This window comes from Brachybacterium subflavum (assembly GCF_009299795.1).
GTDB classification, from domain to species: Bacteria; Actinomycetota; Actinomycetes; order Actinomycetales; family Dermabacteraceae; genus Brachybacterium; species Brachybacterium subflavum.
This window is the reverse complement of the sequence record NZ_VIGP01000003.1, coordinates 436,650-455,209: the sequence shown is the minus strand read 5'-3', so window position 1 is coordinate 455,209 and position 18,560 is coordinate 436,650. Positions and strand designations below refer to the sequence as shown.

Genomic DNA, 18,560 nt, shown 5'->3' with positions numbered 1-18,560 from the left:
GGGCTGGACTTCTCCCCGAGGGCGGAGGACGATCACGGTATCCGTGCACCGCGCGATCGCGCGCGGTCGGGGAGGGAGGCCAGTGATGATGGACGCGACCCCCACCGTCGTGGTGGGTGTGATCCCCGGACAGCACTCCCGGGTCGTCGCCGAGGCGGCGACCTTCGCCGAGCGCTTCGGCGCCGAGCTCGTGTGCGCGAGCGTCGACGCCTCGAGCTACACCCTGGAGAGGCGGCCCGACGGCACCGTCACCGCGCTCCCCGTCGACCCGGACGCCTTCGAGGAGATCGTCGAGGTCTTCGACCCCGCCCTGCACCGGGCGATCGCCGAGACGCTCGCCGACCGCGGCGTGCACTGGTCCACGGTGGCCCTCGCGGGCCCGCCGGCGCAGGAGCTCATGCGCCTCGCCGACCAGCTGGACGCGGCGATGATCGTGGTGGGCACCCGTGAGTCGGGCCTCCGCGCCTCCCTGCGGGAGTTCCTCAGCGGCTCCGTCGCCGTGCACCTCGCCCACCACCAGGAGCGGCCCGTGGTCGTGGTGCCGCTCGCCGCCCACGGCGAGGACCTCACGCTGCCCTGGGAGGACGAGAGCTGATCCCGTCCTTCAGCGCGGGGCGTCGGTGATCTGCAGCGTCGGCCGACGACGGTGCACGGTGAGGTGCCGCAGCCCCTCCGGGCCCGCGGTGAAGGCACGGCGCGAGCGGCGGGGCAGCAGCACCAGCTCGCCCGGCGCGAGCGCGAGCTCGCCGCGCTCCGTGGTGATCGTGCCGCTGCCGGCGAGGACCACGACCAGCACGTCGTGATCGGGTCCGACGTGCTCGCCGATGCCGGCTCCCGCGGGGAGGATCACGAGGTTCGAGTCGAGGTCGCGCGGCTGCACGCCGATCGACCAGGCGGCTCCGCCGGCCGACCCCTCGGGGAGCTCGACCGCGGCGGTGTCCACGAGCACGCGGGGGAGCGCGGTGGAGGCGTGCCGCGAGATCCGCACGCGCCGGTCGCCGTCCTCCGTGCCCTCGTGCTCCCAGCCGAAGCTCCCGGGCTGGTCCCGCTCGAAGTCGTCTCGCAGATGCAGAGGATCGTGGTCGGTGACGAGCACGAACGACTCGCCGACCCCGAGCGCCTCGAAGCGCGCGAAGATCCGTCCGTGACGCTGGGACTTCGGCACCGCGCGCACGTCCAGGATCGCGGGCTGCGGGGTGGGCGTGGAGCGCGGATCGGTCGACGGGGAGGGCACGGGGGACTCCTTCTCCGAGTGGGCGGGTGGCGGTATGACCGCACCCTACGCGCGGCGCAGTACCCTCGAGCCGACGAAGGTCCCGGCGACGAGGGAGGCGCGATGAGGGAGGACGAGCCGGTGCGCATCGAGAGCGGGGAGCCCGCCTGCTGGCTGCAGCGCGTGTGCCAGGACTGCGGGGCGCTCACCGAGCAGCCCGGCGCGACCTGCTGGCGCTGCGGGCGCCGCCTCGAGGCCTCCGAGGACGAGTCCGGGGCGTGATCTGCGGCCTCCCTCGCGAGCCCGAGCGACCCCGGACATGACGAAGCCCCGATGAGAACGCGGTTCTCATCGGGGCTATCGGTCGGGCTGACAGGATTTGAACCTGCGACCCCTTGACCCCCAGTCAAGTGCGCTACCAAGCTGCGCCACAGCCCGGAACCTCCACGGCGGGAGGACCGGGATCGATGCTACCCCGGAAGATGCGTCCAGAGCGAATCCGCGAGCGCGTGACCTGCGGCACCCCGGTCGATGCCTCGCTGCTGCGCGTGTCGCGGGCGTGCATGCGATAGTGAGGCCAGCCCCGTCGGCAGGAGGTCCGAGGATGGATCAGCAGCACAGCGAGCACCCGTCGGCGCCGCGCGAGGAGATCCCCGGCGCGCCCGTGCCCGACCTGCTCGAGCAGAGCCCCGGCCTCGACCTGCCCGAGCTGCCCTGGCGCGTCGCGCAGACCGCGAGCGCGCTCGCCCAGCTCTCCCATCACGTGCTCGCGATCGGGCCGCGCGCCGCGCGCCTCCTCGCCCGCCTGCGGGGCACGCTCGCCGAGGAGGGCGTCGCCGCACTGCCCGTCGGTCCCGCCCACTCCCGGACCCGTGAGCACCTGGGCTCACTGGGTCTGGAGGTCCTCGACCACGATCCGTCGGACCTCGGCGCGACGCTGCCGTTCCCGCCCGAGCGCTTCGACCTGGTCATCGTGCTCGACGCTCCCTACGACCCTCGCGAGGTCCATCGCGTCCTCGCGCCCGAGGGGATGCTGCTCGCCCAGCAGCGGGGTCCCGGCGATCTCGCAGAGCTGGGCTCCGGGGACTCCCCGGACACGCTCGCCGAGCACCTGCGCCGCGTCACCGAGGCGGGGCTCGAGACCGAGCACTCGGACACCTTCCACGGCGAAGGGCGGGTCGAGACGCGCGAGGGTCTGCGTGCCCTGCGCGAGGGGGAGGGCCTCGCACTCCCGCCGACCGGCGACCCCGGGGCCCTGCCGCTGCGGATCACGCTCTCCCGGTACCTGGTCCAGGCGCGTCGACCCAGCCGGCCTGCTCCGGCGCGCACGGACTTCGCCGAGATGCTCGAGGACCCCCTCGACGTCCCCCGCGTCTGACGCGCCCCCGGGTCTGACCGCACGTGATGGCGCGCGTGTCCGCGATGCCCGAGTTCGCGGACCGGGCGCACAACCCGTCTCGGTCAAGTGTTCGTCAAATCTCCACAGCATTGTTCTTGCACCTCCCGGGAGCGCTGATCCACATGGGAGGATGGTGCGACCTAGGGAAGGGGAGCTTCAGTGACCGAGAACGCCGACGGCACCTACGACAGCCTCGACAAGACCTCGACGCTGCACGCCATCCCCACGCAGGATGCGCTCGAGGAGCCGGAGCACGGCCTCAACCAGCAGGACCGTGCGGCGATCGAGAACCTCCCCGACGGCAGCGCCCTGCTGATCGTCCGCAAGGGCCCGAACCTCGGCGCGCGCTTCCTCCTCGACTCGGAGAAGACGGTCGCCGGCCGCCATCCCAACAGCGAGATCTTCCTGGACGACGTCACCGTCTCCCGCAAGCACGCCGCCTTCCTGCAGCAGGGCGCGGACTTCGTGATCCGCGATCTCGGCTCGCTCAACGGCACCTATGTCGGCATGGAGCGCGTGGACGAGGCCGTCCTGCGCAACGGCCAGGAGGTCCAGATCGGCAAGTACCGGCTGACCTTCCACCTCAAGCCCGGGAAGGACTGAACTCGTGGCGGCATCGGCCTCGCGCAGGCCGACCCCGTCCGGCAGTGCGCGCCTGAGCATCGGGCAGGTCCTGGACCTCCTGCAGGAGGAGTTCCCCGACCTCAGCCACTCCAAGCTCCACTACCTCGAGGCGGAGGAGCTGATCTCCCCCGAGCGCACCGCGAGCGGCTACCGCAAGTACTCGCGCGCCGACGTGGACCGGCTGCTGTTCGTCCTGCGGGCCCAGCGCGATCGCTTCTGGCCCCTCAAGGTCATCAAGGAGCACCTGCTCGAGCACGGCGTCGACGACGACGTCACGTCGATCGCCTCGCGCCCCGGGCCCACCTCCCAGATCCAGCCCGTCCGTCTGGACCGGCGCGGCCTCCTGCGCGAGACGCAGGTCGACGAGGAGCTGCTCGAGGAGCTCGAGAGCTACGGCATGCTCGAGGAGGGCCTCGTCTTCTACGGGGCCTCGGAGCTCGAGATCGTCCGCGCCGCCCGCGTCCTCGCCGACGAGGGGCTGCACCCGCGGCACCTCGTGATGGTCCGCACGTCGGTCGAGCGGCAGGCGCACATGCTGCGCTCGGTCGCCCAGCCCCATTCGCGGCCGACGGACGCCGCCGCGCGCGGACAGGCCCAGAGCCTCGCCGAGGAGCTCGGCGAGTCCCTGAACTCCCTGCACAACGCCCTGCTCAGGAAGCAGATCCACCGCGGCGGGTGACTCTGCCGGACCTCCCCCCTCCCGATGGCGCGCCCGCGCGGCCGTGTCCGGATCCTCCGCGCGCGCCCGGATTCGTCGGCGACACGCGCGGGACGGGGAGGACGCCCGCGCGAGGAGACGCTAGGCTGTCAGCGTGCTCTCACCCTTCCCCATAGGAGAGCCGCTACCGGAGGCGAATGTGAACAGCGATCAGCGCGCGGACCGCACGACGCAGTCGACAGTGCCCGCCGAGGACGCGCAGGGCGTGCTCTTCGACGAGCTCGTGGATGCGCCCGGCGAGTTCGGCTACCGCGGCCCCGCAGCCTGCAAGGCCGCCGGCATCACCTACCGCCAGCTCGACTACTGGGCCCGCACCGGCCTCGTCGAGCCCGGCGTGCGCGCCGCGAGCGGCTCGGGCAGCCAGCGCCTCTACGGCTTCCGCGACGTGCTCGTCCTCAAGGTCGTCAAGCGGCTCCTCGACACCGGCGTCTCCCTCCAGCAGATCCGCGTGGCGGTCAGCGCGCTGCGCGAGCGCGGCGTCGAGGACCTCGCCCAGATCACCCTGATGAGCGACGGCGCGTCGGTCTACGAGTGCACGTCCGCGCAGGACGTCTTCGACCTGGTCCAGGGCGGCCAGGGCGTCTTCGGCATCGCCGTGGGGCGCGTGTGGCGCGAGGTCGAGAGCGAGCTCTCGGTGCTGCCGAGCGTCGATCCGGCCGATGACGCCGAGATCGCCCTGCACGACGAGCTCGCCGCGCGCCGGCGCACGCGCCACGCGGGCTGAGCGCTCCACGAGCGGCGCCGCCGCAGCAGACTCGCACGCAGAGGGCGGGCACCCGGGAAGGGTGCCCGCCCTCGTGCGATGCGTGGAGCGGATCGCGCGCCGGGAGGCGCTGCTCAGCTGTCCTGGCGGGAATCCATGACGCGCTTCAGCAGGGCGTCGAAATCCTCGGTGAGCCGCGCGCCGCTCGCGCCGTGGTACTCGTGCAGGGGGACCGCGCCGCCCTGTGCCTGCTGCAGGCCCACGCGCTCCTCGATGATGGGGTCGAGCACGAGGTCTCCGAACAGCTCGCGCAGCTCCGCCAGGCGGTACTGGTGCTCGACGGAGCGCGGGCGATAGCGGTTCACGACGAGGCCCAGCGGCTGCAGGCGCGGCGCGAGATCCCCCTCGCGCATCTCCTGGGCGAGCTTGAGCGCACGGTCGGCCGCGGTGACCGCGAAGAAGCCCGGCTCGCAGACCACGAGCGAGCGGTCGGAGGCGGACAGAGCCATCTGCGTGAGCCCGTTGAGGGAGGGCGGGCAGTCCACGATGACGAGGTCGTAGCGGTGGGTGCGGCGGTCCAGGGCGTCGCGCAGGCGCCGCACCTCCCGGCCCTTGGGGGCGGGGGAGTCGACGAGCACCGAGCGGTGGCTGCCGGGGATGATGTCCAGGTGCGAGGAGGAGTCCTTCGACCACGGGGCCGGGATGATCGCGCGGTCCACGGTCTCGGTGCGCGGCGAGGACAGCACCTCGGCGACGTCGGTGGTGGTGCCCGGCTCGCCGAGCAGGCCCAGGGTCGCGTCCGCCTGCGGGTCCAGGTCGATGACGAGCGCGTTCACCCCCTGATGGAGGGCCGCGGACGCGAGGCCCAGGGTCACGGACGTCTTGCCGACGCCACCCTTGAGGGAACAGACGCTCACAGTGAACACACGGCGAGTCTACCGATCCCGGGCCGCTCGGCCCGCACCGGCGCACCGACGATGTGCCTCGGGTTACCGTGAGTGGCCGCCCGTCACCACGCCGCGCCGCCCACACCGTCTCACCCGCACCAGGAGGGGCCCATGACAGCCGATCGCCCGGACCCCGCAGAGCTGGTCCTCGAGGTCCTCGAGGGGTGCGGACAGTTCGCCCGCAGCGAGGCGGAGAAGGTCGGCTCCGTGGTCTCCGAGGAGCCGACGGAGCTCCGGGTCGCGGTCCCGGATCTGACGGCTGCGATCCCCCTCGCACGATCATGGCGCCGGGTCGTCGCCGCCTCCGCGGTGCTCTCCGTGCCCGCACGGCGACCGCGCGAGCTCCTGGAGACCTCCGCACAGCAGCGCATCGGCGAGCTGATCGAGCAGGTGCGCCGCGCGAAGCCGCGCCAGCGCTTCGGTGCGCTGCGTCTGCGCGCGGCCGGCGCCGACAGCCCCGACATGCGGCGCCTGTCCGCAGCGATCGCCGAGCGCGCAGGGCTCCCCGTCGCGGACGACGGCGACCTCGTGATCCGGGTCCGCCGGGCGCCGACGGCGGGGGAGTGGGAGCTGCTCGTGCGCCTCACCCCGCGACCGCTCTCCACCCGGGCCTGGCGCACGGGCGACTATCCCGGCGCCGTGAACGCGACGATCGCCGCGAGCTGCCTCGACCTGCTCGAGGTCGGCCCTCAGGACGAACTGCTGGACATGACCTGCGGCTCCGGCACGTTCCTCATCGAGCAGCTGCACGGGCCCGTGCCCCGCCGGGCCGTGGGCGTCGACCTCTCCGCGCAGGCGCTCGAGCTCGCGCGCGGTCATCAGCGGGCGGCGAGGCGCCGCGGCCGCATCGACTGGGTGCACGGGGACGTCCTCGAGACGCCCCTCGAGGGCGGCTTCACGCGCCTCGTGACGAACCCGCCCTGGGGCACCCTGCACGGGGAGCACGAGAGCAACGAGCAGCTGCTCGGGGACCTCATGTCACGGGCCGCGGAGCTCGCGGCGCCCCGGGCGCGCCTCGGGATCCTCACCCACGAGATCCGGCGCATGCACGCGGCCCTCGAAGGACGCGCGGACTGGCACCTCGTGGACGAGCACCGGTTCTTCCAGAAGGGACACCATCCCCGACTGTTCCTGCTCGCACGGGGCTGAGCCGCGCGGGCGCGCACGGCCCCGAGGGGCCCGAGCCCGGCTCAGAACCCGCGGTCGCCGCGACGGAGCACGAGCAGTGCCTCGGGGTCGCCCTCGAGGCGCACCCGTGAGACGCGATCGCGGCCGAAGGCCCACAGCGTCAGCTCGGTCGGGTTCCCGTGCACGCGCACGGAACCGATGGGATCCTTCGAGGGCACGCGCGCGCCGCCGAGCGGGGAGACCAGGGTGACGTCGACGTCGGTGCGCACGAGCGGGCGCGCCATGCGCTTCAGGTGCGTCCACAGCTCCTGGTCATGGGCCGCGGAGAGCGCCCGCGGCTCCCACCCGGGACGCGCGCGCAGCAGGTCCTCGTGATGGACGAGGTACTCGACCGTGTTGGCGAGCGAATCGACGAGGCGGAACGGGGAGAAGCGCGGCGGACCGCTGCGCAGCATCTCGACGCGATCGGACCAGGTGCGCTCCTGGAGCCGGCGCAGGGCGGCGTACGAGCGGTCCGCGATCGGGCCGACGGGGAGCTTGGGTCCGATCATGAGGTCCTGGCGCTGCTCGCGCAGGATCAGGTGCTCGAGGAGCGCGGACGCGTCCCACTCGTCGATCACGGTGGGGGCGTCGGGCCCGAAGGACACGAGGTCGTCGGCCAGGGCTGCGCGCTCGTGGCGGGCCAGGGGCTCGGAGTGGGGGGACATGGCGCCATGATAGGCGCGGCGGATCGGCGGACGCCGGGTGCTCCCTGTGTGTCCGCCGATCCCGCGCGGGGCCTCACTCCTGGTTGCTGAAGGCGGCGTCGAAGGCGGCGTCGGAGACCGGGTAGTCCAGTGACTTCAGGTGCTCGATGGCCTCGGCGGCGCCGTGCAGGCGGTCCATGCCCGCGTCCTCCCACTCGACCGAGAGCGGCCCGTCGTAGCCGACCGACCGCAGCGCCCGCAGGCACGCGTCGAAGGGCACGTCTCCGCGCCCGAAGGAGACGAAGTCCCAGCCGCGGCGCGGGTCGCCCCAGGGCAGATGGGAGGACAGCCGGGTGTTGCGCCCGGTGATGCGCACGCGCACGTCCTTGCAGTGCGCGTGGTAGATCCGGTCACCGAAATCGGTGATGAAGGAGACCGGATCGATCTCCTGCCACATCATGTGCGAGGGGTCCCAGTTCAGGCCGAAGGACTCCCTGCGGCCGATCGCCTCGAGGGTGCGCTGCGTGGTCCAGTGGTCGTAGGCGATCTCGGAGGGGTGGACCTCGAGGGCGAAGCGCACACCGCACTCCTCGAAGACGTCGAGGATCGGGTTCCAGCGCTCGGCGAAGTCCTCGTAGCCCTTCTCGATGACGTCCGCGCCGACCGGCGGGAACATCGCCACGTACTTCCAGATGCTCGAGCCGGTGAAGCCCGTCACCGTTCTCGCGCCGAGCGCCCGGGCGAGGCGCGCGGCGTCCTTCATGTCCTCGGCGGCGCGCTGGCGCACGCCCTCGGGCTCGCCGTCGCCCCACACGCGCGAGGGCACGATCCCCTGGTGGCGGAAGTCGATCGGGTCGTCGCAGACCGCCTGTCCCACCAGGTGGTGGGAGATCGTCCAGACCTTCAGGCCGTAGCGGTCGAGGATCTCCCTGCGCTCGGCGATGTACTCCTCGTCGTCCCATCGGGAGGCGTCGAGGTGCTCGCCGGAGATCGCGATCTCCAGGCCGTCGTAGCCCCAGCCCGAGGCGAGTCGCGCGACCTCCTCGAGCGTGAGGTCGACCCACTGGCCGGTGAACAGGGTGTGCGGCTGAGGCATGTCTGATGCTCCTTCGGATCGGACGGTGCGTACTTCGGTGGATGGAGAGGTCGTGCCGCGGGCCGATCATGCTCGACCGAGCGGCATCAGCTGACGGGGTTCAGCCGACGGGCGTGCTCGCCCCGTCGGCCGCGTCGGAGGCGATGACGGCGTCGAGCACGCGCTGCAGGGCGAGGCCCTCGGCGAAGTCGGGGGAGAAGGGTTCGCCGCCGGTGATCGCGACCAGCAGGTCGTGCGCCTGGTTGGTGAAGGCGTTCTCCCAGCCCAGCGCGTGTCCCTGCGGCCACCAGCCCTCGAGGTAGGGGTGCTCGGGCTCGGTGACGAGGATGCGCGTGAAGCCCTGCTCGGCGACGGGGACGGTCCGATCCAGGAACCAGAGCTCGTTGAGCACCTCGAGGTCGAAGCGCAGCGCACCCTCGGTCCCGAAGAGCTCCACGACCAGCTCGTTCTTGCGGCCGGTCGCGAGGCGGCTGGCCTCGATCGAGGCGATCGCCCCGCCCTCGAGCTCGAGGGTCGCCCATGCCGCGTCGTCGACCGTCACCGGTTCGAGGGCTCCGCCCTCCCCGGGCCGCTCGGGGACCGCGGTGGTGAGGCGACCCCGCACCGAGGTCGCGCGCAGCCCGGTGAGGAACTGGATCTGGTCGATCGCGTGGGAGCCGATGTCCCCGAGGGCCCCCGACCCGGCCGTGTCGCGGCGCAGCCGCCAGCTCATCGGGGCGCTCTCGTCCACGAGCCAGTCCTGCAGGTAGCTCGCGCGGGCCTGCAGGATCCTGCCCAGGCGCCCGTCCGCGACGAGTCGGCGCGCCTGTGCGAGAGCGGCCACCCGGCGGTAGGTGTGGCCGAGCGCCGCGACCTGGCCGCGCTGCTGGGCGGCGTCGGCCGCGGCGACCATCCGCTCGGCCTCGGCGGTGTCGTTCGCGATGGGCTTCTCGCAGAGCACGTGCTTGCCCGCCTCGAGCGCGGCGATCGCGATCTCGGCGTGCAGGAAACCGGGCGTGCAGATGTCGACGATGTCGATGTCGTCCCGCGCGATCGCGCGCCGCCAGTCGGTCTCGTGCTCCTCCCAGTCCAGGCGGCGCGCCGCCTCGGAGACCTTCTGCTCGTCGCGCCCCACGATCACCCGGCGGGCGACGGGAGGGCCGTCGAAGGCGGCCCCCAGGGTGCGCCAGGCCTGCGAGTGGGCGCGTCCCATGAACTCGTAGCCGATGAGGGCGATGCCCAGCGGGCGCTCCTCGCCCTCTCGAGGTTGCTGGTCAGGGGTGGTCATGCGTGCTCTCCTCCGCTGATGCTCGTCGTTGCGCTGCCGTGCCCAGCCGTGCCCAGGCGTGCTCTGCAGCGACCTTCCCGGGTCCGCTCAGAGCGTGGACGCGCTCGGGTCGAAGTCGGCGGGCAGCGGGTCGGGGACGACGGTGGTGGAGGCGACGGCGACGGGCTGCGCCGTGGCCACGGCCTCGTCGATCGACACCATCACGTCCAGCACGTGCGCGGCGAGCTCGCCGGTGAGGCGGTGGGGGACGCCCGCGCGGATCGCGCGCGCCATCTCGAGGGTGCCGAGGCCCCGCCCGGTGGCCGGGCCGCTCTCGGCGCGCGGCTGCCAGGTGTCGCCGCCCGCGCCCGCCTCCTCGCGCAGCGAGAGCATGCTCGCGCCGTCGAAGACGTTCGGGTCGGGAGCGGCGATGGTCCCGAGCGAGCCCGTGAGGTCGAGCTCGGCCGGGTAGGCGGCGCCCGAGTCGAAGGTGAGCATGACGGTGGCAGTGGTCCCGTTCTCGAAGGAGAGAAGGGCACTGACCTGCGTGGGGACCTCGACGGGGAAGTCCTGGCCGGCCTTCGGGCCCGAGCCGATGGTGCGGGCGGTGACGGCCTGCGTGCCGACGGCCGTCACCGAGGCGACGGGGCCTTGGGCGAGCACGAGGGAGGTGAGGTAGTAGGGGCCGATGTCGAACAGCGGGCCCGCGCCGAGGGCGAAGAGGAAGGCGGGGTTCGGGTGCCAGGACTCGGGGCCGGGCACCCGGAAGAGCGCGAGGCCGAAGCGGGGCTCGCCGATCGCGCCGTCGGCGATCTGCCGCAGGGTCGACTGGATGCCGGCGCCGAGCACCGTGTCCGGCGCGCCGCCCACGCGCAGCCCCTTCTCCTGCGCGCTCGCGAGCAGTGCGGCGGCGCTCTGCCGGTCGGTGGTCAGGGGCTTCTCGCTCCACACGTGCTTGCCGGCGGCGAGGATCTGCTCGGAGACCTCGAAGTGGGCGGCGGGGATCGTCAGGTTCACGACGATCTCGATCTCCGTATCGTCCAGGACGACGTCGGGTCCGCCGAAGGCGGGGACGCCGAACTCCTCGGCGCGCTGCGCGGCGGCCTCGGGGACGATGTCCCCGATCGCCCGCACGTCCAGGTCGGGGAAGGATCCCAGGTGCTCGAGGTACTGGGCGGAGATGGTGCCCGCTCCGATGATCCCGACTCCGACGCGTCCGTTTCCGCTCATGCTCGTTCTCTCCTCGGTTCTGCCGGCCGGTCGGCCGTGCTGATGGGTGGTAAGGCCTGTGGGTGCTGCGGGTGCTGCGGGTGCTGAAGCTGCTGCGGGCCCTGCGAGGGCTGCGGGCAGGCTCAGCGCCCTTCGTCCAGATGCGCGAGCGAGGCGGCGATGCCCTCGAAGATGTCGCCCGCGTAGTCGTCGAACTCGATGACGCCCAGGTGCCCGGCCTCCTGCGAGGCGGCGATGATCGCGTCGACGTCGATCTCGCCGCCGCCCAGCGGCTGCTGGGCGTCCTTGCGCCCGTCGCGCGGGCCGTCCTTGAGGTGGACGGCGCGCACGCGGTCGCCGAGCGCGGCGAGCAGCGCGACGGGATCCGATCCGCCGACGGCCGCCCAGTACGTGTCGACCTCGAGGACGACGTCCGCGCCGAGCGCCTCGTCGAGGACCTCGAGGCCCGTGCGGCCCGCGAAGACGGGTTCGGCCTCGAAGCCGTGGTTGTGATAGCCGACGGCCACGCCCTCGGAGCGCCCGACCTCGGCGGCGGCGTCGAGCAGCTCGGCCGTGCGCCGGATGTCGGCCTCCTGCGTCCACAGCGCGGGATCGCGGTGCGGCTGGATGACGGTGCCGATGCCGAGCTCGGCCGCGGTCGCGAACAGCGCCCGCTGGTCCTCGGCGCCGAGGACATCGGCGTGCGTCGTGGGCGCGCTGAGGCCCAGGGCTCCGAGATGCTCCCGCAGCATGTCCGCGTGCTCGGCGAGGCCGAAGGGCTCGACACGGGTCAGGCCCAGGTCGCGGAGACGGGCGAGCGTGCCGGCCGGATCGGCGGCGAGGGCCTCGCGCACGCTGTAGAGCTGGACGGAGATCTGCACGGGGGCTCCTTCGACGCGGTGCGGTGACGCGGCAGCAACCGGTTTCCTGTGCGCCGCGTCACCAGCCTACGAGGTCGAGGGCGCGCGCCACAACGGGCGCTCGGCCCGCGGTCCCTCAGGACTCGGGCGCGTCGTGCCCGGCGTCGCCGTCCGCGGGCCCCTCGTCGGTGGCGTCGTCGCCCTCGCCGTCGAGCCGCTGCAGGAACTTCTCGACCTCGGCGGCGATCTCCTCGGCGTCGGGGACGTCGGTGTCGTCCAGCGCTCCCGAGATCCCCATGCGGTCCACGTTCTCCTCGAGGGAGGAGACCATCTCCTGGAGCTGCGGGGAGGCCTCGACCTGCTGGGCGATCGACTCGCGCACGCTCTCGGCCATGGGCTCGAGGGCGCCGGCCGGCAGCAGCGGCCCGCCCTCCTCGCCGACGGCGCGCAGCAGGGAGATCGCGGCATCGGGGTACTCGAGCTCGTGCAGGTACTGGGGGACCTGCACGGCGATCCCGACGACCGTGTGCCCCGCCTCGTGCAGGCGCATCGTCAGCAGCGCCGTGAACGGGGCGCGCAGGCGGAAGGTCGCGGGCACGGGATGCGGGCGGGCGATGTCGGCGCGGTCACCGGCGAAGCGGCTGACCTGCAGGGCGCGGGTATGGGGCACGGGTGCGGGGAAGCTCTGGGCGACCAGGGTGCGCTCGACGCCGAGCTGCTCGACGACGATCCGCAGGGAGGAGGCGACCCGCTCCCACTGGAACGACGGCTCGGGCCCGGTGAGCAGGAAGAACGTCTCGCCACTGGGGTCCGTGACCTCGTGCAGCAGGATCTCCGGCCTCTCGTACTCGGCGAACTCGTCGCGCTCGAGCGTGATCGAGGGGCGGCGGCCCGTGTAGTCGTGGACCTGGTCCATGTCGAGGCGGCCGACCACCCTGTTCTCCAGGGTGTTCAGCAGTTGGTCGTCGACCAGCCGCTGGGCGTGGCCGGCGTCGCCGAAGGCGCCGAGGGTGACCACGAGCGTGCGGCCGCGCAGCGCGCGCGAGTCGACATGGCGTTCGTAGCTGAACAGTGCTGTCGGGTCCATGGTGCGCCTCCTGGTCCTGCCGCTCGGTCGATGCCGACGCGGTCGATGCGGATGTCCGGGTCAACGTCACGGGCGGACCCGGTATTCCGGTCCCGGGGCGCGCAGGGTGTGAGACGGGAGTCATCGGGCCGACGGCGCCTCCTCGCGGCCGCCCACGAGCCTGATCGCGAGCGCGGCGAGCGCCGCGAGCAGTGCGAAGGCCCAGAACGTCAGGCCGTACCCGCTCGCGCCGAGCGCGGCCAGGGCGAGCAGGGGACCGGTGAGGATCGCGCCCGCGCGACGCGAGTTGAGGTAGACGCCCGAGGCGAGGCCGGGCCGGTCGATCGCTTCCTGCATCCACGCGAGTCCGACGCCGGTGAGCGCCGCGATCCCCAGCGCATTGGGGATCTGCAGCGCCACGAGGGCCACGGGCGACGCGAGCAGAGGCACGAGAGCGTAGTAGAGGGAGGCGAGCAGGGCGCCGGATGCCAGGAGGGTGGTCGCCCGGACGGTGCGCGTGAGGCGACCGAGCAGCAGGAGGGCCGGGGCCTCGAGGGCCGCGCAGACGCCGAGCGCGACGCCGGCCCAGACCGTCGGCAGGCGCAGGTGCTCCGTCACGAGCAGGGGCATCGCGGTGACGGATCCGGCGTTCCCCGCCTGCAGGGCGGTGATCGCGAGGACCACGACCACGATCTCGAGGCGCCCGGTGGAGGTGCTCGCCGCGCCGTGCCCGGCCCCGGCCCCGGCCCCGGCACCGGCGTCGATCCCGGCGTCGGCCGCGGCGTCACCGCCCGGCCTGCCGGTCCGCGCGTCATCGGACTGCGTGTCGTCGCTCGCCGTCGGGTCCCTGCGTGCGGACCCGCGCATCACGCTCCGTCGGATCGCGACGCTGAGGGCGAGCGATCCCAGCGCGACGGCGGCGATCAGCAGCAGCACCGCCCGATCGCCGAAGCCCGTCATCACACCCGTCGCGAGCGGCGGACCGGCGACCCATGCCACCGAGAACACGGCACGGGTGCGCACCACCTGCTCGGCGCTCGAGCCCTCGGAGCGCTGCAGCGCGAAGAGCATCCCCGACCACACGCCGGCGGGTCCGGCGAGCACCACGAGCACGATGCCCGCCACGGTGAGGCTCGTGGTCGCGGCGAGGCTGAGCACGGTGGCGAGCGTGAGCGCCGCGCACAGGATCATCGGGCCCGCGTAGTCGCGCCGACGATCCGCCCAGGCGGGGATCACGAGCGCGGCGAGGAAGCCGCTCGCGTTCATGATCGCGAGCACGAGGCCCACCTGCCCGGGGTCCGCGTCGAACAGCGCGGCGAGCAGGAGCGCGATCACGGGGTTCAGCAGGGCGAGCTGCAGTCCGCCGACGAGGGCGGAGGCGGGGATCAGAAGGCGGGGCACTCTCCGAACGATACGGAGTGCCCCGCGCGGAGCGAGTCCCGTCCGACGGGGGCACCGGCGGTGCCCCCGTCGGCGGTGCCCCGATGGCCGGGGCCCCGGTCTCCTGAGGGATCCGCACCCCTTCCCGGCGCGCGAGCGCATACGGTAACCCCCGAGCGGTGCCCCCTCGGCGCCGCGGACGAGGGGACGGGGAGGAGGCGATCTCGATGAGCTCGACGCTGAGCGATGTGGCGCGGGAGGCGGGAGTCTCCAAGGGGACGGCCTCCAAGGCGCTCAACGGCCGGTCGGGGGTATCCGCGGCCACCCGGGAGCGCGTGGTCGCCGCCGCGGAGGATCTGGGGTGGAAGCCGTCGTACGCCGCGCGGGCGCTCTCGCGCTCGGCGACCGGAGTGTTCGGCCTCGCGATCGCGCGCTCGAGTGAGACCGTGGGCGCGGAGAACTTCTTCATGGCCTTCGTCGCCGGGATGGAGGAGGAGCTCTCCCACACCGACCGGGCGCTCCTCATGCAGATCGTGCCCGACGTGGTCGCCGAGGCTGCGCTGCTCGAGCGCTGGGCGGCCGAGCGGCGTGTGGACGGGATCGTGCTCATGGACGCGCGCGTGGACGACCCCCGGATCCCGGTCGTCGCGGCCGCGGGAGTGCCGACCGCCGCGATGGCCTGCGAGGACCTGGGCGCGGGCATCGCCATGCTGCTCGTGGACGAGGAGGAGCGGATGCGCACGATGCTCGAGCACCTCGCCTCCCGTGCCGGGGGAGGCCATGAGCACATCGCCTACATCGCGGGCCCGCCGGAGTTCCTGCACGTGGCCCGGCGCCGTCGCGCCTTCGAGGAGATCTGCACGGCCCGGGGGATAGGGGCGAGCGTGCTCACCTCGGACTATCGGCGCGCATCCGTCGCGCGCTGGGGGCGCGAGATCCTCGCCCTGCACGAGGACGAGGGGTGTCGCGCCGTGATCGTGGACAACGAGCTGCTGGCCGCGCAGCTGCTCGCCCAGCTCCGCGGGGCCGAACTCGCCGTGCCGCGCGATCTCGCGGTCACCGCGCTCGAGGACTCGATCCTGTGCACGGTCACCGATCCGCCGCTCACGGCTCTCGGGAGGGACGTGGGCGAGAACGGCAGGCAGCTGGCGCGCCTGCTCGTGGAGCTCGCCGAGCAGGGCCCGGCGGGCGTCGTCGTCGCGGATCCGGGAGCGGTCGTCGAGCGAGGAAGCAGCTGAGCCGATCGACTGAGCGCCCGTGCGCTCGCAAGCGGCCGAACGCGCAGAGTCGCGCAGGTCACGGAAACCGGTTGCGATCGTTATTAGTTCGTGACCCCGGATTCGGTGCGGTGACCGACGGCACGGCCTAGATTCTGGAGCCATCGGATCAAGGCGGATCCGCGGCTCCAACGGCGGGGCCGATCCTTGAGAGGCCACGGTCACCATGTCCCACCTCGATTCATCCCAGCGCACCCTTTCCGGCTCGACCCGTCGCGGCTTCCTCGCCGCCTCCGGGGCCGCGGGCGGCGCCCTCGCCCTGGCCGCGTGCGGCGGCAAGAGCAGCGGCGGCTCCGGCGGCGGCTCCGACGAGCTCGTGGGGGTCGGCAACAACGGCATGGCCGGCAAGGGCCGCAGCGGCGACGCCGCGGACCAGCTGTTCATCGCCGGCTTCCAGTGGAGCCCGCCCACGAACTTCAACACCTTCGCCGCGGCTCCCGCATGGCCCGCCTCGAACAACGTGGCCCAGTACGTCTACGAGACCCTGCTGCGCTACGACATCGTGTCCGGCGACCTGCTGCCGGGTCTCGCCGCGAAGTACGAGGTCGATGGCACGTCCTCGATCACACTCACCCTCCAGGACGGCATCACCTGGCACGATGGCACCGAGTTCACGGCGGACGATGTCCTGTACACCTTCGAGCTCGGCAAGATCGACGAGAGCCTGGGCGTCGCCTCCTTCTGGGTCGAGGTCGACGAGGTGACCGCCGACGGCAGCACGATCAGCATCGCGATCAACAAGGACCGCAAGAACGTGGGAATGGTGCTGGCGACCCTCGCCCAGCAGTTCGTCGTGCCCAAGGCCGTCTTCGAGAAGGCCGCGAAGGAGACCGGCAACAAGCTCGCCTCCTGGGAGACCAAGGAGTGCATGGGCACGGGTCCGTACACCCTCGAGAAGGCCGACCAGACCCAGATCATCCTCGCGCGCAACGAGAAGTACTGGGGCAAGGACTTCTACGGCGGCCTGCCCGCGCCGACGAAGGTCATCCACCCGATCTTCAAGTCCAACGAGGACGGCAACCTGAAGTTCCAGAACGGCGAGCTCGATGTGATGCAGCAGTTCATCCCGCAGATCTCGAAGATGTGGGACTCCGGCAAGCCCGTGGGCACCTACCTCCAGGAGGAGCCCTACTTCGTGCCCGGGTCGATGCCGATGTTCGTCATCAACACCACCAAGGACGGCCTCAAGGATCCCGAGGTGCGCCGCGCCATGGCCCATGCCGTGGACTACGCCTCCATCGCCGAGACCGCCATGTCGGGCTACTCGGCGGACGTGCTGGCCTCGCTCATCGTCCCCGGCGGCGCCGAGGACCAGTGGCTGGACAAGGACAAGGCGAAGGCCGACGGCTGGAGCTACGACCCGAAGAAGGCCGAGCAGATCCTCACCGATGCCGGCTACGCGAAGGGCTCGGACGGCATCTTCGCCAAGGACGGCGTGAAGCTGGGTCCCTGGAAGCTCATCACCCCGCAGGGATGGACCGACTGGAACGCGGCGCTCGAGATCGTGGCCAAGAGCTTCACGGCCGTCGGCATCTCCGCGGCCACGAACTTCCCGCAGCAGGCGCAGGTGACGACCTCCATCCAGAACGGCGACTTCGATCTCGCCTGCTGGTCCGTGGCGGGCTCGAATCCGGCCACGCCCTGGCAGCGGTTCAGCGACGTGATGAGCAACGTCGAGATGGTCGCGCTCGGGAAGACCGCCTACCGCAACTATGGTCGCTGGGAGAACGACGAGGTCAACGACCTGCTCGAGGCCGCCGCCGCAGCCGCGGACGACGACTCCAAGAAGAAGGCTCTGACGGCCCTCGACGACCTCTTCCGCAAGGAGGTCCCGGCGTTCCCGCTCATGTACCGGCCCGACGAGTTCTTCGAGTTCAACGCGAGCAACTGGTCGAACTGGCCCACCGAGAAGAACGACTACGCCCCGCCGATGTTCCGCGGCGCCGGCAACCAGTGGATCTTCAAGATCCAGAAGATCGGCGGCTGAGGCACCGCCGTGAAGCTCGGACGCTACATCGCGCGCAAGACGATGTGGTACCTGGTCGCGCTGGTGGCAGCAGTGTCCCTGAACTTCCTGCTGCCCCGGCTCGTCCCGGGCAACCCCGTCGACGTCATCGTCTCCAACCTCACCCGCGGCGGCTCCATCACGGGTGATCAGCAGAAGCAGATCTACGACAGCTTCGTCGCCGAGTTCGGTCTGGACCAGCCCCTGTGGCAGCAGTTCCTCACCTACCTCGGCAAGGTGTTCACGGGGGACCTGGGCACGTCCTTCGGCTCGTACCCGACCTCGGTGAACACGCTGATCGGCGACGCCCTGCCCTGGTCGATCGCCGTGCAGCTGCCCGCGATCATCATCGGCTGGCTGCTGGGCAACCTGGTCGGCGCCGTCGCGGCCTTCCGCGGCGGCAACTGGGACCGCAGCGTGTTCACCTCCTCGCTGTTCCTCTCGGCCATGCCCTACTACTGCCTGTCGATCCTGCTGCTCTACGGCCTCGCCGTGGTCGCGGGCGTGTTTCCCGTGGGCGGCGCGTACTCGCTCGGCGAGACGCCCTCGCTCAGTCCGTCCTTCCTCATGGACGCCCTCAGCTACTACTGGCTCCCGTTCCTCTCGCTCGTCGTCGTCTTCATCGGCGGGCAGGCGGTGGGCATGCGCTCGATGGCGATCTACGAGCTGGGCGGGGACTACGTGAACTACGCCCGTGCGATGGGCATCGGCGACAACAAGATCACCCAGTACATCTTCCGCAACGCGATGCTCCCGCAGATCACGGGTCTCGCCCTGTCGATCGGCACGCTCGTGGGCGGCGCCCTGATCACCGAGCTGGTCTTCAACTATCCGGGCGTGGGGACGCTGCTGTTCACGGCGATCTCCAACAACGACTACCCGGTGATCCAGGCGATCACCCTGATCATCACGGTCGCCGTGCTGGTGGCGAACTTCTGCGTCGAGATCGTCTACGGCATCGTCGACCCGCGCATCCGCGCGGCGGCCACAGGGGAGAAGTGAC

19 protein-coding genes and 1 tRNA gene are annotated in these 18,560 nt (G+C 72.1%); 10 read left to right on the top strand and 10 right to left on the bottom strand.

Annotated features, from left to right (window positions below; genetic code table 11):
* The first annotated feature begins 88 nt into the window (after window positions 1-88).
* Window positions 89-595 carry a universal stress protein gene (locus tag FHG10_RS09160; protein WP_227488145.1) on the top strand — a complete coding sequence of 169 codons (507 nt, stop codon included), beginning with the start codon at window positions 89-91 and terminating at the stop codon, window positions 593-595.
* A 9-nt stretch (window positions 596-604) separates the two neighbouring features.
* On the opposite strand, the gene FHG10_RS09155 is transcribed toward FHG10_RS09160, so the two are convergent.
* Window positions 605-1,234, bottom strand: a complete 630-nt coding sequence (locus FHG10_RS09155) for a DUF2249 domain-containing protein (protein WP_152353002.1) — start codon at window positions 1,232-1,234, stop codon at window positions 605-607.
* Window positions 1,235-1,336: 102 nt separating this feature from the next.
* Here FHG10_RS09155 and FHG10_RS17930 point away from each other — a divergent pair, with 102 nt between their 5' ends.
* The gene (locus tag FHG10_RS17930) at window positions 1,337-1,495 is read left to right on the top strand and encodes a hypothetical protein (protein ID WP_193636247.1); all 159 of its coding nucleotides are present in this window, start codon (window positions 1,337-1,339) and stop codon (window positions 1,493-1,495) included.
* An 82-nt stretch (window positions 1,496-1,577) separates the two neighbouring features.
* Here the strand turns inward: FHG10_RS17930 and FHG10_RS09150 are convergent.
* Window positions 1,578-1,651: transfer RNA gene (locus tag FHG10_RS09150), tRNA-Pro, on the bottom strand.
* Window positions 1,652-1,817: 166 nt separating this feature from the next.
* On the opposite strand from FHG10_RS09150, the gene FHG10_RS09145 reads away from it, so the two are divergent.
* The 4 genes from FHG10_RS09145 to FHG10_RS09130 all read left to right on the top strand — a co-directional run bounded on the left by FHG10_RS09145 (window position 1,818) and on the right by FHG10_RS09130 (window position 4,678).
* Complete coding sequence (locus FHG10_RS09145) at window positions 1,818-2,591, top strand: class I SAM-dependent methyltransferase (RefSeq protein ID WP_152353001.1); 774 nt, start codon at window positions 1,818-1,820, stop codon at window positions 2,589-2,591.
* A gap of 180 nt (window positions 2,592-2,771) precedes the next feature.
* Complete coding sequence (locus FHG10_RS09140) at window positions 2,772-3,215, top strand: FHA domain-containing protein (RefSeq protein ID WP_152353000.1); 444 nt, start codon at window positions 2,772-2,774, stop codon at window positions 3,213-3,215.
* A 4-nt stretch (window positions 3,216-3,219) separates the two neighbouring features.
* Window positions 3,220-3,915, top strand: a complete 696-nt coding sequence (gene ftsR / locus FHG10_RS09135) for a transcriptional regulator FtsR (RefSeq protein WP_152352999.1) — start codon at window positions 3,220-3,222, stop codon at window positions 3,913-3,915.
* A 178-nt stretch (window positions 3,916-4,093) separates the two neighbouring features.
* Window positions 4,094-4,678: a MerR family transcriptional regulator gene (locus FHG10_RS09130; RefSeq protein ID WP_152352998.1), complete on the top strand. Its 585-nt coding sequence runs from the start codon at window positions 4,094-4,096 to the stop codon at window positions 4,676-4,678.
* 113 nt (window positions 4,679-4,791) lie between these two features.
* Here the strand turns inward: FHG10_RS09130 and FHG10_RS09125 are convergent, their stop codons facing one another.
* A complete protein-coding gene (locus tag FHG10_RS09125) occupies window positions 4,792-5,583 on the bottom strand; it encodes a ParA family protein (RefSeq protein ID WP_152352997.1) in 792 nt (263 codons plus the stop codon).
* A 132-nt stretch (window positions 5,584-5,715) separates the two neighbouring features.
* Here FHG10_RS09125 and FHG10_RS09120 point away from each other — a divergent pair, with 132 nt between their 5' ends.
* Window positions 5,716-6,753, top strand: a complete 1,038-nt coding sequence (locus FHG10_RS09120; RefSeq protein WP_152352996.1) for a methyltransferase — start codon at window positions 5,716-5,718, stop codon at window positions 6,751-6,753.
* Window positions 6,754-6,794: 41 nt separating this feature from the next.
* On the opposite strand, the gene FHG10_RS09115 is transcribed toward FHG10_RS09120, so the two are convergent.
* The 7 genes from FHG10_RS09115 to FHG10_RS09085 all read right to left on the bottom strand — a co-directional run bounded on the left by FHG10_RS09115 (window position 6,795) and on the right by FHG10_RS09085 (window position 14,296).
* On the bottom strand, window positions 6,795-7,439 hold the full coding sequence (locus FHG10_RS09115) for a TIGR03085 family metal-binding protein (RefSeq protein WP_152352995.1): 645 nt from the start codon (window positions 7,437-7,439) through the stop codon (window positions 6,795-6,797).
* Window positions 7,440-7,512: 73 nt separating this feature from the next.
* Window positions 7,513-8,514 carry a sugar phosphate isomerase/epimerase family protein gene (locus tag FHG10_RS09110; protein ID WP_152352994.1) on the bottom strand — a complete coding sequence of 334 codons (1,002 nt, stop codon included), beginning with the start codon at window positions 8,512-8,514 and terminating at the stop codon, window positions 7,513-7,515.
* 100 nt (window positions 8,515-8,614) lie between these two features.
* Window positions 8,615-9,781 (bottom strand): Gfo/Idh/MocA family protein, encoded by a 1,167-nt coding sequence (locus FHG10_RS09105; RefSeq protein WP_152352993.1) that lies wholly within the window; start codon window positions 9,779-9,781, stop codon window positions 8,615-8,617.
* Window positions 9,782-9,868: 87 nt separating this feature from the next.
* Window positions 9,869-10,990, bottom strand: coding sequence for a Gfo/Idh/MocA family protein (locus FHG10_RS09100; RefSeq protein ID WP_152352992.1), 1,122 nt, complete (start codon window positions 10,988-10,990; stop codon window positions 9,869-9,871).
* Window positions 10,991-11,112: 122 nt separating this feature from the next.
* On the bottom strand, window positions 11,113-11,850 hold the full coding sequence (locus FHG10_RS09095) for a sugar phosphate isomerase/epimerase family protein (RefSeq protein ID WP_152352991.1): 738 nt from the start codon (window positions 11,848-11,850) through the stop codon (window positions 11,113-11,115).
* 115 nt (window positions 11,851-11,965) lie between these two features.
* Entirely contained in the window at window positions 11,966-12,916 is a 951-nt protein-coding gene (locus tag FHG10_RS09090) for a PAC2 family protein (protein ID WP_152352990.1), read from the bottom strand.
* A 120-nt stretch (window positions 12,917-13,036) separates the two neighbouring features.
* Entirely contained in the window at window positions 13,037-14,296 is a 1,260-nt protein-coding gene (locus tag FHG10_RS09085) for an MFS transporter (RefSeq protein ID WP_193636246.1), read from the bottom strand.
* 206 nt (window positions 14,297-14,502) lie between these two features.
* Between FHG10_RS09085 and FHG10_RS09080 the strand changes: the two genes are divergently transcribed.
* The 3 genes from FHG10_RS09080 (at window position 14,503) to FHG10_RS09070 (ending at window position 18,559) form a co-directional block, all read left to right on the top strand.
* Window positions 14,503-15,513: a LacI family DNA-binding transcriptional regulator gene (locus FHG10_RS09080; protein WP_152352988.1), complete on the top strand. Its 1,011-nt coding sequence runs from the start codon at window positions 14,503-14,505 to the stop codon at window positions 15,511-15,513.
* 205 nt (window positions 15,514-15,718) lie between these two features.
* Window positions 15,719-17,539, top strand: coding sequence for an ABC transporter substrate-binding protein (locus FHG10_RS09075; protein ID WP_152352987.1), 1,821 nt, complete (start codon window positions 15,719-15,721; stop codon window positions 17,537-17,539).
* Between the two features lie 9 nt (window positions 17,540-17,548).
* Window positions 17,549-18,559 carry an ABC transporter permease gene (locus FHG10_RS09070; protein WP_152352986.1) on the top strand — a complete coding sequence of 337 codons (1,011 nt, stop codon included), beginning with the start codon at window positions 17,549-17,551 and terminating at the stop codon, window positions 18,557-18,559.
* The last annotated feature ends 1 nt before the right edge of the window (window position 18,560 follow it).

Bases quoted from the DNA above. Each gene is read 5' to 3' on its own strand.
- FHG10_RS09105 (WP_152352993.1), bottom strand. From the start codon at position 9,781: ATGACCACCCCTGACCAGCAACCTCGAGAGGGCGAGGAGCGCCCGCTG.
- FHG10_RS09160 (WP_227488145.1), top strand. From the start codon at position 89: ATGGACGCGACCCCCACCGTCGTGGTGGGTGTGATCCCCGGACAGCAC.
- FHG10_RS09080 (WP_152352988.1), top strand. From the start codon at position 14,503: ATGAGCTCGACGCTGAGCGATGTGGCGCGGGAGGCGGGAGTCTCCAAG.
- FHG10_RS17930 (WP_193636247.1), top strand. From the start codon at position 1,337: ATGAGGGAGGACGAGCCGGTGCGCATCGAGAGCGGGGAGCCCGCCTGC.
- FHG10_RS09115 (WP_152352995.1), bottom strand. From the start codon at position 7,439: ATGTCCCCCCACTCCGAGCCCCTGGCCCGCCACGAGCGCGCAGCCCTG.
- FHG10_RS09120 (WP_152352996.1), top strand. From the start codon at position 5,716: ATGACAGCCGATCGCCCGGACCCCGCAGAGCTGGTCCTCGAGGTCCTC.
- FHG10_RS09090 (WP_152352990.1), bottom strand. From the start codon at position 12,916: ATGGACCCGACAGCACTGTTCAGCTACGAACGCCATGTCGACTCGCGC.
- FHG10_RS09145 (WP_152353001.1), top strand. From the start codon at position 1,818: ATGGATCAGCAGCACAGCGAGCACCCGTCGGCGCCGCGCGAGGAGATC.
- FHG10_RS09075 (WP_152352987.1), top strand. From the start codon at position 15,719: ATGTCCCACCTCGATTCATCCCAGCGCACCCTTTCCGGCTCGACCCGT.
- FHG10_RS09110 (WP_152352994.1), bottom strand. From the start codon at position 8,514: ATGCCTCAGCCGCACACCCTGTTCACCGGCCAGTGGGTCGACCTCACG.
- FHG10_RS09100 (WP_152352992.1), bottom strand. From the start codon at position 10,990: ATGAGCGGAAACGGACGCGTCGGAGTCGGGATCATCGGAGCGGGCACC.